The following is a 12,228-nucleotide window of genomic DNA, read 5'->3' as shown; positions in this document are numbered from 1 at the left end:
GCGATGGGGCGGACCCAGGCGAAATCAATCTTCGGCCTGATCCTCACCACCCTGACGACTCATGCCGTACTTGCGCATCTTCTCCACCAAGGTAGTACGACGAATGCGCAAACGTTCAGCGGCCCGTGCCACGATACCGTTGGCATCGTCCAGCGCTTGCTGGATCAGGCCCTGTTCCAGGCTGCCCAGATAGTCCTTCAGGTCCAGCCCTTCAGGCGGCAGCATGGCGTGGTTGGCGAAGCTCGGCGCATGGCCATTGATCGCCACACGCTCTTCGAGGTCGCTGCGCAGGCTGTCGACCAGCTGCTCGTCCTCGTCGTCGATGTAGCGGAATTTCTTCGGCAACTCCGACACGCCAATCACCCCATAGGGGTGCATGATGGCCATGCGCTCGACCAGGTTGGCCAGTTCACGAACGTTACCCGGCCAACCGTGGCGGCACAGCGACATGATGGCCGCGGAATTGAAGCGGATCGAGCCGCGCTTCTCATGTTCCATGCGCGAGATCAGCTCGTTCATCAGCAGCGGGATGTCTTCCACGCGCTCGCGCAACGGCGCCATCTCGATGGGGAACACGTTGAGGCGGTAGTACAGGTCTTCGCGGAACGTCCCATCCTCGATCATGCTTTCGAGGTTTTTGTGGGTCGCGGCGATGATGCGCACATCGATGCTCTGGGTCTTGTTGCTGCCCACCCGTTCGAAGGTGCGCTCCTGCAGCACACGCAACAGCTTGACCTGCATCGGCAGCGGCATGTCGCCGATCTCGTCGAGGAACAAGGTACCGCCATTGGCCAGCTCGAAACGCCCGGCGCGGCTGGTAATGGCGCCGGTGAAGGCGCCCTTCTCATGGCCGAACAGCTCGCTCTCCAGCAACTCGGCGGGAATTGCCCCGCAATTGACCGGCACGAACGGCGCTTCACGGCGCTTGGAGTGGTAGTGCAGGTTGCGCGCCACCACTTCCTTGCCGGTGCCGGACTCACCGAGGATCAGCACGCTGGCGTCGGTATCGGCCACCTGCTGCATCATCTGCCGCACGTGCTGGATGGCACGGCTGGTGCCGACCAGGCTGCGGAACAGGTTGGGCTCACGCTGGCGACCGCGCTCGCGGGCCTGGTCGTACATCTCGCGGTAGACCTGGGCACGGTGCAGCGAATCGAGCAGCTGGCTGTAGCTGGGCGGCATTTCCAGGTTGGACAGCACCCGGCGGCGAAGCTCTTCCGGGTAGTCCGCAGAAGAAATTTCACCAATCAGCAGCACCGGAAGGAACTCATCCCACCCTGCCACTGTCTTAAGCAGCCCAAGCACCCCGCCTGGAGCATTCACGGCACCGATCAGCACGCAGAGCACTTCGCGACTGGAAGACAACGACTCAACCACCTGCTGCCAGTCCTGGCTGGAGCACGAGAGGTTCTCTTCCCCGAGAAAGTTCAGAACCACCGCCAGATCGCGGCGGCGGGCGCTGTCGTCATCGATCAGAAGAATCTTGGTTTCACGCCACATGCAATAGCAACTTCCCTAGTCATATCGGCGCCCGAAGGCATGCTCGAGATCATTCCGACTGAATGGTCAGTGTTCGGACGTCTGAAATTCGAAAACAGCCACTAGTAAAGTCAAAAAAACGCATACAGTCAAATTAATGGCGCACGGCTTTTTGCCCATCTGTGGATCAACTGAACAGATGGTATACCTTAGCCGCGTTTTTCGCCTGACGGATTTGCGTCATCTCGTCGACTATCGATTGACGTTCGCCACTTGCAACTTCAATTAATTGGCGGTACACGAGCAGCAATTGCTCCAGGCTATCGCGCACGTCAGCCTCGTTGCCACGCGCCTCGGTGAGCACATCGTCGATGCGCAGGCGGCACTGCAGGTCGAGCTCGCCGACCGCGTCCCAGTCGCGGCTGGCCAGGGCAGCCAGCAGCATCTCGCGGGTCTGTTCGATTCGGGCGATTACCTCGGTCATGTCATCCTCCTTGATCAGGAAGCCGACGACGGGTCGCCGATCGCATCCCAACCCTCTTTCACGGTGATCAGCAGGCGCGCCACTTCGTCGATGATGGCGGGGTCGCTCTTGGCGTTGGCCTCGATCAACCGACGGCTCATGTAGGTGTACAGGTTGTCCAGTTCGGTCAGGCTGTCTGCGTGGTTTTCAAGGTCCAGGCCTTCGCGCAGGCCACCGATGATGTCGATGGCCTTGCCGATCAGAATGCCCTTCTGGGCAATGTCCTTGCGTGCCATGGCGCCTTTGGCCTGCGCCAGGCGATCGAGGCCGCCCTGCATGAGCATCTGCACCAAGCGGTGCGGGCTGGCTTCGGAAGTCTGTGCCACACCATTGACTTTCTGGTATTGCCGAAGGGCCAACATCGGGTTCATGGATCTACCTCGTTGCAGCGAAAAAGGTTGCTTGTACCTTGTGTATCGCCGCTGCGTCAAAAAACTTTAGGGCCAAAACGAAAAGCCCGGCGCGTCGGTGGACGCTGCCGGGCTTTTATCACGCAGGCCGAATCAGGACTTCTTGGCCTGGGCGTTGATCGCCTCGAAGATCGAGGTGATCTGGTCCGCCTGGGCTTTCATCTTGCCCAGCGCGGTGTCCAGGGCGACGTACTTCTTGGTCAGCGACTCGGTCAGCGAGTCGGTGCGCCGATCCAGCGCAGCCTGCTGGTCGCTGAGGTTCTTGGCGACCTTGTCGAGGTTGGCCTTGCGTGTGGCGAGGCTGCCGTCAGTCGCGTTGTACGGATCGATCGCCTTGTTCATGCGCTCGAAGATGCCGTTGGTACCCGTGAACAGCTGCTGCACCTCGGTACCCAGCTTCTTGTCGTTCATCGCCGACGTGAACTTGGTGGTGTTGAATTCCAGCGTGCCGTCCTTCTGGGTGTTGATACCCAGCTGGCTCAGGGATGTCAGCTGGTCACCACTGCCCACCTCGCTCAACACCTTGCGCACGTCGGCCAGCAGCGAGCGAGTGGTCGGGTCGTTGGTCAATGGGCCAAGGACCAGATTGTCATCCGCGTCACGCGAGGTGGTCGTCAGCGAGGTAATCGCCTTCTGCAGGGTGTTGTAGGAATCGACAAAGCTCTGCACCGACTTCTTCAGGCCATCGTTATCGGCAGCCACGGTGATTTTGGTGGCCGTACCTGCGGCACCGCTCGCCGTGGCCCCGGTCAACTCCAGGGTCATGCCGCTGATGGCATCGCTGATGGTGTTGTTCGCGCTCTTCACCGTCAGGCCGTCGACGGTCAGCTCGGCGTCCTTGGCCAGGTCGGTGATGTAACCCGCGCCGGTACCCGTCATCTTGCTGGTGCCGTCGATTTCGAGCTCGGCGATGCCACTCACCGAAATGTCCGACCCTTTACCGGTGGTGGTGGAGCCGATGACCAGGCGCGAACCGCTCTCTTCGTTGACGATGTTCGCGGAAAGGCCCTTGGCGCCCAGCTCCTTGTTGATCTGGTCGCGCACGCTCTGCAGGGTCGAACCTGCGGCCACGTTCACCTTGTAGTCGTTGTCGCCCTGGGAAATGGTCAGCTCGCCTTCGGGAATCGATGTGCTCGCCCCACCGGCAAACGACTGGCTAGCGACCTTGGATGCGGTCGCCAGGTTGATCACCTTGATGTCATAGCTACCGGCTACTGCGGCGTTGCTCGACTTGACCTTGACCACCGCTTCGTTGCCCGAGGTGGCCGCGAATGCGTTGAAGGACGGCGCGTCCTTGTCGTTGAGCTTCTTCATGGCGTCCTGGAACGCCGTGAGGGCACTGCGCAGCGAGCCAATGCCCGAGATCATCGCGGTATTGTTACTGGTCTGGCGGGTAATCTGCGCCTTTTTCGCCGCCGTATCGGCGGTAACCAGAGCACTCACGATCTCGGTGATGTTCAGACCGGATCCAAGGCCAGTACTGGAAGTAATCGGGCTTGCCATGCTGTAGTCCCTCTCTCAACGCGTCAGGCCCGCTCCTGCGGGACCGTGAAGCATCACTTCATTAGTGTTCGCCGCCGATCATACCTTGGCGTCGAACAGAACACTGTTGACATCGCTCAGGCTGTGGGCGATCCGCAGCGCCTCTTCCGAGGGCAATTGACGAATCAGCTCACCGCTATCGGTTGCGATGACTTTGACAACGATTTTGCCGGATTCTTCATCCGTGGAGAATTCCAGATTGCGTTGCGACGCCTTCAGAAACTTCTCGATCTCCGCGACGGCGCTCTTGACCTTGTCGGTATCTTGCACCGCCAATGGGTCTTTCTTGTCGTCTTCGGTCTTAACCTGCTCCGTTTGCCGGACAACCGGCTTTTCGGCAACCTGCTCGGCCGAACGTGCGGCCGGATAAGACAGGTTCAGCTTGACGCTCATGTCCATGTCCACCACCTCGCAATGAAAAGGCGGGGAAGCGCCGCAAGAGCACTTCCCCGCCAGCAACTAGGCAGATTAGCCCAGCAGCTTCAGTACTGCCGACGGCAGCTGGTTGGCCTGGGCCAGAACCGAAGTCGAAGCTTGCTGCAGGGTCTGCTGCTTGGTCAGCTGGGCAGTTTCAGCAGCGAAGTCGGTGTCCTGTACACGGCCACGGGCGGCTTCGGCGTTCTCGTTGATGTTTTGCAGGTTGTTGATGGTGCTGGTCAGACGGTTCTGCGAGGCACCCAGGTCAGCACGGTTGGTGTTGATGGTCTGCAGAGCGGTGTCGATGGCAGCAACAGCGGCGCTGTAGTTGGTTTCCGACAGGGTGCTGCTGGAACCCTGGATGTTGATCGACGAACCGATACCCAGCGAGGCAGCGTCGAACTTCTGGGTCAGGTTGATGGTGATCTGGTTGACGCTACCGGTGTTCGAGCCAACCTGGAAGGTCATGGTCGAAGCCGAACCGTCCAGCAGGTTCTTGCCGTTCAGCTGGGTGCTGTTGGCGATACGGGTCAGTTCCGAAGACATCGACTGGAATTCTTTGTCCAGGGCGATACGGTCGTCGGCGCTGTTGGAGTCGTTTCGCGACTGGATGGCCAGTTCACGCATACGCTGCAGAATGTTGGTCTGCTCTTGCATCGCGCCTTCAGCGGTCTGGGCGATGGAGATACCGTCGTTGGCGTTTTTGATCGCCATGGTCTGGCCACGGATCTGCGAGGTCATGCGGGTAGCGATCTGCAGGCCGGCAGCGTCGTCTTTGGCGCTGTTGATTTTCAGGCCGGAGGACAGGCGGGTCATCGAGGTGGCCAGCGCGTCGGTAGCACGGTTCAGGTTCTTCTGGACGCCCAGGGAGGTGGTGTTGGTGTTAACAGTCAAAGCCATGACGAATTCCTCGTTGGATTGGGTACTACGGCTTCCGGCCTTGGCAATTCGCCGGGTGCGGCACAGAGAACCTTCGTAATTGTTATCGTCGTCAGGGCGGGTTGCTTTAGGGATTTTTCAAAAAAAATTGCTGGCATCCTGCCAGCCCAATGAAATCAAGGGTTTGACGCCAGAATCCAGGCGGACGCCGTCGCAGGCGAAAAAAAAACGCCACCTGCAGGGGGTGGCGCTTTTTCCAAGGCTGGCGAGCGATCAGTTCTGACGCTCGATGATCGCCGAGCCCCACGACAGCCCTACGCCAAAACCACTGAGGGCAATGCGCCTGTGCTGCGAGCCCATCACGTGCTTTTCCAGCAGCAGCGGAATGCTCGACGAAACGGTATTACCGGTTTCGACCATGTCCTTAACGAACTTCTGCTTGTGCTCGCCCTCATCGAAGCGCGCCGAAACGGCATCGACGATGGCCGCGCTACCCTGATGCAGGCAGTACAGGTCGATGTCGTCGGCGCTGAGCTCGCTCGCTTCGAGCAGCTGCTTCAGGTGCGCCGGCACCTTGACCAGGGCGAAGTTGTAGACCTGACGGCCGTTCATGAAGAACTTGCCATCGGTAGTGCGCAGATGCTCGGCACCGGCACCATCGCTGCCGAACAACGATTTGCCCAACTGCCAGCTGGCGCCCTCGCCCATCCAGGTCGCGGTAGCGGCATCGCCGAACAACATGGTGGTATTGCGATCTTCCGGGTCGACGATCTTCGAGTAAGGGTCGGCGGTGATCAGCAGGCCATTTTTCAAGCCTGCGGCTTCCATGAAGCCTTTCATCGCGTACAGGCCATAGACATAGCCGGAGCAACCGAGCGAAATATCGAAGGCGGCGATGGCGGTCGACAGGCCAAGCTTGTGCTGGACGATGGCGGCCGTGTGCGGCAGGCCCTCGGCATCACCGTTCTGGGTCACGACGATCACGGCGTCGATGGATGCCGGGTCCAGCGATGGATTGGCAGCGAACAGGTTCCTGGCGGCCTCGACGCAGAGGTCGGAGGTTTCCTGGGCGGCTTCCTTGCGTGGCAAGAACGTGGAGCCGATCTTGCCAAAGATGAAATCCTGGTCCTTGCCGAATTTCGCGCCCTGGGCGTAGTTGTCCACGCCTTCAGTCGGCACGTAACTGGCGATGCTTTTAATGCCAATCATATGGCTTCCCAATTCAGTAACAGCGAAATGCCCGTCGTGGCCTAAACGGCAAAACGCCAGGCGATGGGTGCAGGCCCTATCCCTGACGCTGTGTCCGGGCGACACGACGGTTCCCGGTTTCGACAATATACAGTGAAGATGCCCGTTCTGACTCCCGAGTCACGCGCTTTTTGTCGCCCAAGTGAAACCACGGGCAAGAATCATCGCGTGATGGGTGGCCATTGCCTGCAGGCAGGCCCGGTTCAGCGGTCCAATGCAGCGGCCCACCGCCCCATGCTGTCGATGGACTGATCGAGTGTCGTCCAGTCATCCAGACCCAGCGCGCGCGCCTTTGCGATGTCCGGCACGTAGTAGGAGCGCGCCTGCGCTGCTGCGTCCTGCCCAAGGATGCGCACCGGCTTGCCGGGTGCCAGCCGCGCGACCACTCGATGGGCCAGTTCAGCGATGCTCAATGCCTTGTCGGAGCCGACGTTGTAGGCCTGCCCGCCCTCCCCTCTGGCCAGCAGGGCGAGCAGCCAGACGGCCAGATCCGCGCCGTACAGATAGCTGCGCACCGCACTGCCGCTGGAGTTGAGCACCAGTTCGTCCTGGTACAAGGCATCGCGAACGAAGTTGCCGATGGCGAAATGCGCGTCCAGTGCCAATCCAGGCCCGGAAAACGCGAAACAGCGAGTGAAGACCACCTCCAGGCCGTGGCGCTGCGCATAAAGCGCAGCAAGGGTTTCCTGTGCGCGCTTGCCTTCGGCATAAGCACTGGCCGGCTGCGTGCTATCACAGGCGCGAGCACTGCTTTCCGCTACCGGACATCCCCATGGGAGGGCACCGTACTGCGCCCCACTGCCGGTGAACAGCACACGCCGAGCACCGCTGCGCACGGCCAATTCCAAGACACTGCGCGCGCCCCCCAGGATCGTGTCATACAGCTGCAGAGCATCCGCCTGACCGCCACCGAGGGTATCGGTGGCGGCATGGATCACGCCGTCAACCCGAACGCCCGCCAGCACCCCATCGAGAGCGCGAACATCGGCTTGCAGCCAGCGGATCCAGGCCGCATCGGCATACTGCGGATACCGGCAGAGAAATTGCTCGGGCGATCGAGAGACCGCCGTTACCTGAATCGCCGCGCCATTGCGGTTCAGCATGGCAAGCATCACCAGCAACCATTTACCGAAAAAACCGGTGCAGCCGGTCAGCAGCAGGTGCTGGCCCGACAACGCAGTGAGGTCCACATGCGTGGCGATGCGCTGGATATCCTGGGCCATCAAGGCCTCGGCCGAGTCCTGCCTCATGATGCCGCCCCCAGCCAGGCGTCACGCCATTGCGTCAGCGCAGGCCCGTCCAGCATCCAGCCCTGCAATACGCATTGGCGCAGGTAATCGCCGAGCTGCGCAACGGCGTCCAGGTCGCCGGCATGCAGCCGGATTGCCTCCACCCACGCGGCGGCCTCGTCGGACACCCGCTTGACCGGCAGATCGCCATGGTGCGCTTCGATATCGCTGCAGATCACCGGCACACCGCAAATGCCATGCTCCAGCAGACGCAAATGACTCTTGCAACGGTTGAACAGGCTGTCTCGCAACGGCACCACCGCCAGGTCGAGGTTCAACGAAGCGAGCTTGCCGGGATACTGGGCAGGCGTCACAGCTGCATGGATCTCATGCAGGTACGGCCGCAGGTGTTCAGGGCAACTGCCCAGCACCACCCAGTGCACCTCGCCCGCCAACGCCTTGACCGCGTCGGCAATCAGTTCCAGATCGTCCAGCTCCCCCAAGCCGCCTACCCAACCCACCCGAGGCTTGACATCGCAGCGCCGCAAGCTCTGCAGGCCCGCCCACTGCTCAGGCACAAGGCGATCGGCCAGCACCCGGATATCGGCAGCGAAGCCATCGCAAACCTGCGCCATGAACGGTGTCGGCACCAGCAGGCGATCCACGCACTCGAGGCCCAGCTGCAGCAAGGCCAGCACATCTTCGGGCCGCTGACGCGCGAAAGGCCCCTGCAGTTGAGCACCCGGCAGGTAGGTAGCCAGGTCGTAGACCTTGAAGGCTTTGCTGAAGGCCTTCATGCGCCGCATTGCCTGAACATGCGAAGGGCCGAGCGGGCCTTGCATGACGATCGCATCAGGCGCGAAGCGCTCCAGCGCGGGTACCTCCAGCCATTTGCCAGGCCGCGCACCCTGGATCAGCCCGCGTGCACTCAACGAATCGAAAGGCCGTTCGAGCCGATGCTGACTCCCCCCAGCCCCGCCACCAAGTGCCAGCACGGTCGGCAGTGCGGTAACGGCCGCCAGCGGGCGCCAGGAGACCGCCGCGTCAGCGTAGGCAAAGCTCTGCTGATCCTCCCCCGCGATCAGGTTCGGATTGCTCGAAGCATCACGTGCAATCGCCGGCAACCAGCGGCCGTACAGGCCATCTTCCTGCTCCGCCGTGGCAGGCGCTGTTTCGCCGCCGCTGATCAGCAACTGCGCACGCGGCGTCCATACATTCAAGTAGCCTGCCTGTTGCAATTTCAGGCACAGGTCGACGTGCGCCCAAGGCGCCATCTGCGCATCGAAACCGCCCAGCGAGACGAACAGCTCCCGGCCCACCATCAGGCATTGCTCGCCCAGGGCCGTGTAGTTCTGATCGACTTCCAGGCGATGCAGGTAACCCGGCGCATCGCCTGCCATCCCCTCGAAGGGCGCAGCCACCGGCCCAGCAAGCCCCAGCAACAGGCCGGCGTGGCGAACCTTGCCATCACCGTCGATCAACCTGGCGCCCACGGCCCCTACTTCAGGTCGCATGGCGTGGTTGAGCATCTGCACCAGCCAGTCCCTTTCGATCACCCCGGCCTGGGCATCAAGGAACACCAGATACTCGCCCCGCCCCTCACCTGCCGCCTGGTTCAACACGGCCTGCTGGTCAATCTCGGCGGCAAAACGCAGCACCCGCAGATGGCCGGCAGCCATCTGCTCGATGCCTGCCAACCACTGCACGACGGCCGCATCATCATTGCCGTGGTCGAGCAGCAGCACTTCGTAATTGCCGTAGTCGGTTCCTTCGAGCAGGCTCTGCAGGCAGCGTTGGGCGTAGGCGAGTTGGCCTTGCACGCGGATCAGAATGCTGACTGGCGGGCAGTTGTCGTGGCCGTAATCCAGCTCGTAGCGGCCTGGTCTGCGCGAGGTCACCACCGCCGCGGCGTAGCCGCGCTGGCGCAGGTGAGCCTCGATTGCCTCGCGCTGCTGGGCAAGGTCCTGCAACAACGGTGCATGGCCAATCACCAGCGGTTCGCTGATATGCCCCAGGTCTTCCAGGCCAGCGGCTTCGATCAGGCGCAGGATGAAGGCCAACTCGAATGCTTCTGGGTATTCGACATCGAAGCCCCCCAGGCCTAGCCAGACTTCACGGTCGAACAGCCAATGGCGCGCCATGGCCGCCGGCAGGCTCAGCAACAGATCCAGGTTGAGGGCCGGGCGCAGTTGCAGTTCGAGCGTGCCATTGCTGCCCTGCAATGCCTCGTCGGCATACAACGCACGGCACGTCGGTGCAGCGGCGCGCTCCAGCACCAGGCTCAGCGCCCCCGACGCAGTCAAGGTTTCGCCAGGCTCCAGCAGCATGAACAGTTCACAGGCGCTGTCGGCAACCTGCGTATTGATCGCCGTCACCAGACCCTGACGATCGGCCACCACCAAAGGCTGCACCGAAAGGCCGGGCACAGCGAGCGCCGCCAGGCTGTCGAGGGTTTTGCCCAGCGCGGCAGGCTCACCCTGCCGGTCGACCACCACCACTGCCAGACGCAGCGTCGGCCGTGCTTCGAGGTAGTGATCGACCTGCGTACGCTGGGCGTCGCTCAGCGTTCGCTGCGCCAGCCAGCGCTGGGCCTCGCTGATCTGCGCGCGTGCTCGGTGCAGCTCGACAGCCTGCTGGGTCACGTCGATGAAATGATCGAGCGCCGTCCAGAACGTACGCTGGTGCTGCAACAGGCTCTCACGCAGCAACGGCAGTGTTTCCCTGGCCTGCTCCAGGCTTTGCGGCGTGTTGCCCCACGCAACGCCGTAGCTGTTGTTCTCGTGCTGCGACAGGGGGCGGGGGGCATAGGCGCCCGGCAACACTACCGCGACACAGCCGCACAAGGCGGCCTCGGCAGCCAGCCCCGACGGTTCCGTGCAATAGAAGTACTCGCAGCTCTGGAACAGTGCGGCAAGTTCTTCCCAGGAGCCTGGGCTCTGCCCGGTGATCTCGACGGCGTCGGCCCCCAGCAGCGCCGGGTCGATCTCGACCTGGGACTTTCTACCACGGTAATAGCAGACCTTGCCGGCAATGCGCGTGGCGCTGTCCGCTGGCGGGCAGAAAATGCTTAGGTCGACTGCAGGCATGTACAGCACGCGGTCCTCATCCATGCCCGGCTGCAGCAGCTCGCGGGTGTAGGCGAACAGCACATCCGTTTCGGCGAACGGGCTGACGCTGGCCAGAAACCCTGGCCGGTTCAGCAGGTAACGCACCACCACGTTGCCTTTGAACGGGTTGCCATCGACCACTTCCGGATAAACGATGATCGGCTCGACCCCTTGCGCCTTGTGCACCGCGACGACCGCTTCGGTCAGCAGCGGCGTCATCAGGCCGGGGTGCATGCCAGTTGCCGCGACGTAGGCCTCCTGCCCGGCTCGCATCAAGGCATCGCACAGCATGTGCAACACCCGGATGCCCGCCGAACTGCGGCGGTAATCCGGGGCCATGATGTAGTAAGGGCTGGGTCGCTTGGCAAACAACGAACGGACCATCTGGAACTCCTGCTGACCGTTGAACGTGACCGGGCCCACGCAGGGCCCGGTCGCTTCCTGGCACGCGTGTTACAGCGCGCGAATGGAATTGTCGTAGTGCTCGAACAGCACTTCGCCGGAATGGTTGTAATCGGCGAACGACATGTCCTTCTTCGGCACCTGCCACTCCCCATACACGAAATCCAGGTAGCCGTAGGCATCGCTTGGCGCCTTGAGCGTCGTGCCAAACAGCTGCACCGGGTCGAAGCCATCGAAGTGCCGCTCGGGGCAGAACCACTCCGGCATGGCGCCAATCACCACAGCCGAACCGTCGCGGCGCACACGGCGGGCGATGTCGGTCTCGAACGGGATGATCGCGTCGCTTCCCTCGGCGTTGTCGCAAGTGATGCGGATCGCGAAGTCGACGCCATGGGTGGCGATCACCTCGATGCGCCACAACACGCCTTCGTGCACCGGCAGGCTGTCGCGGTTTTCCCGCACCAGGCCGACCAGGCGCTCGAACTGCTCGGCATTCACGGAAAAGTCGATATCGTCGTCCCAAGCGATGAAATCGCCTTCGCGCAAAGCGCCGAGCAACGTGCCGAAGTCCAGGTACAGATCGATGCCTGCAGCATCGGTGAGGGTGTTCAAGGCGATCACCAGCTCGCTGGCCAAGCGCTTGGTCAACGGGTGGGAGAAGGGATGGATGTCGCGCATGCCCTTCATTTCACGCTTGCCCGGAATCACCGTCGGCAGGTGGTCAAGGCCCAGCTCCGCCAATTGCTTGAGGATGCTGTCGGACCAGACGCTGGTGATCACGATCACCTCGCAACCGGATTGGGCGATCTGCTGCGCAGCAATCACCGGGTAGCCATTGAACAGCCCACCCTGCTTGCCGGGGTCGTTGTCGGCCACGGCCAGAATGTTCAGTGCCAGGTTCTGCTCGATGAACAGGCCGCCACTCTTGCCCGCGCCAAAGAGGACGATTTTCTTGCCTTGCAGGTCCTGCATGTCATTCACCTCGGTTCACT

At 61.9% G+C, this 12,228-nt stretch carries 10 protein-coding genes; all 10 read right to left on the bottom strand.

Annotated features, from left to right (window positions below):
• Window positions 1-24: 24 nt before the first annotated feature.
• A complete protein-coding gene (fleQ, locus tag KU43P_RS07875; protein ID WP_317662075.1) occupies window positions 25-1,500 on the bottom strand; it encodes a transcriptional regulator FleQ in 1,476 nt (491 codons plus the stop codon).
• Window positions 1,501-1,666: 166 nt separating this feature from the next.
• Entirely contained in the window at window positions 1,667-1,963 is a 297-nt protein-coding gene (locus KU43P_RS07870) for a flagellar protein FliT (RefSeq protein WP_317662073.1), read from the bottom strand.
• 14 nt (window positions 1,964-1,977) lie between these two features.
• Window positions 1,978-2,373, bottom strand: a complete 396-nt coding sequence (fliS, locus tag KU43P_RS07865; RefSeq protein WP_317662071.1) for a flagellar export chaperone FliS — start codon at window positions 2,371-2,373, stop codon at window positions 1,978-1,980.
• A 132-nt stretch (window positions 2,374-2,505) separates the two neighbouring features.
• Complete coding sequence (gene fliD, locus KU43P_RS07860) at window positions 2,506-3,915, bottom strand: flagellar filament capping protein FliD (RefSeq protein ID WP_317662069.1); 1,410 nt, start codon at window positions 3,913-3,915, stop codon at window positions 2,506-2,508.
• Window positions 3,916-3,993: 78 nt separating this feature from the next.
• Window positions 3,994-4,353, bottom strand: a complete 360-nt coding sequence (locus tag KU43P_RS07855) for a flagellar protein FlaG (protein WP_317662067.1) — start codon at window positions 4,351-4,353, stop codon at window positions 3,994-3,996.
• A 69-nt stretch (window positions 4,354-4,422) separates the two neighbouring features.
• The gene (locus KU43P_RS07850; protein WP_317662065.1) at window positions 4,423-5,271 is read right to left on the bottom strand and encodes a flagellin domain-containing protein; all 849 of its coding nucleotides are present in this window, start codon (window positions 5,269-5,271) and stop codon (window positions 4,423-4,425) included.
• 252 nt (window positions 5,272-5,523) lie between these two features.
• Complete coding sequence (locus KU43P_RS07845) at window positions 5,524-6,459, bottom strand: ketoacyl-ACP synthase III (protein WP_317662063.1); 936 nt, start codon at window positions 6,457-6,459, stop codon at window positions 5,524-5,526.
• Between the two features lie 242 nt (window positions 6,460-6,701).
• Complete coding sequence (locus KU43P_RS07840; protein ID WP_317662061.1) at window positions 6,702-7,748, bottom strand: NAD-dependent epimerase/dehydratase family protein; 1,047 nt, start codon at window positions 7,746-7,748, stop codon at window positions 6,702-6,704.
• Window positions 7,745-11,218 carry a glycosyltransferase gene (locus tag KU43P_RS07835; protein ID WP_317662059.1) on the bottom strand — a complete coding sequence of 1,158 codons (3,474 nt, stop codon included), beginning with the start codon at window positions 11,216-11,218 and terminating at the stop codon, window positions 7,745-7,747. The genes KU43P_RS07840 and KU43P_RS07835 overlap by 4 nt, the downstream gene beginning before the upstream one ends.
• 69 nt (window positions 11,219-11,287) lie before the next feature.
• Entirely contained in the window at window positions 11,288-12,208 is a 921-nt protein-coding gene (locus KU43P_RS07830) for a nucleoside-diphosphate sugar epimerase/dehydratase (RefSeq protein WP_317662057.1), read from the bottom strand.
• Window positions 12,209-12,228: the final 20 nt, after the last annotated feature.

The sequence above is a fragment of the Pseudomonas sp. KU43P genome (genome assembly GCF_033095865.1).
Taxonomy (GTDB): Bacteria; Pseudomonadota; Gammaproteobacteria; order Pseudomonadales; family Pseudomonadaceae; genus Aquipseudomonas.
The sequence above is the reverse complement of the archived record's forward strand: the minus strand, read 5'-3'. Positions and strand labels throughout refer to the sequence as shown.

Excerpts from the sequence above, each read along its gene's own strand:
- fleQ (WP_317662075.1), bottom strand. The coding sequence starts at position 1,500 with ATGTGGCGTGAAACCAAGATTCTTCTGATCGATGACGACAGCGCCCGC.
- KU43P_RS07870 (WP_317662073.1), bottom strand. The coding sequence starts at position 1,963 with ATGACCGAGGTAATCGCCCGAATCGAACAGACCCGCGAGATGCTGCTG.
- fliS (WP_317662071.1), bottom strand. The coding sequence starts at position 2,373 with ATGAACCCGATGTTGGCCCTTCGGCAATACCAGAAAGTCAATGGTGTG.
- fliD (WP_317662069.1), bottom strand. The coding sequence starts at position 3,915 with ATGGCAAGCCCGATTACTTCCAGTACTGGCCTTGGATCCGGTCTGAAC.
- KU43P_RS07855 (WP_317662067.1), bottom strand. The coding sequence starts at position 4,353 with ATGGACATGAGCGTCAAGCTGAACCTGTCTTATCCGGCCGCACGTTCG.
- KU43P_RS07850 (WP_317662065.1), bottom strand. The coding sequence starts at position 5,271 with ATGGCTTTGACTGTTAACACCAACACCACCTCCCTGGGCGTCCAGAAG.
- KU43P_RS07845 (WP_317662063.1), bottom strand. The coding sequence starts at position 6,459 with ATGATTGGCATTAAAAGCATCGCCAGTTACGTGCCGACTGAAGGCGTG.
- KU43P_RS07840 (WP_317662061.1), bottom strand. The coding sequence starts at position 7,748 with ATGAGGCAGGACTCGGCCGAGGCCTTGATGGCCCAGGATATCCAGCGC.
- KU43P_RS07835 (WP_317662059.1), bottom strand. The coding sequence starts at position 11,218 with ATGGTCCGTTCGTTGTTTGCCAAGCGACCCAGCCCTTACTACATCATG.
- KU43P_RS07830 (WP_317662057.1), bottom strand. The coding sequence starts at position 12,208 with ATGCAGGACCTGCAAGGCAAGAAAATCGTCCTCTTTGGCGCGGGCAAG.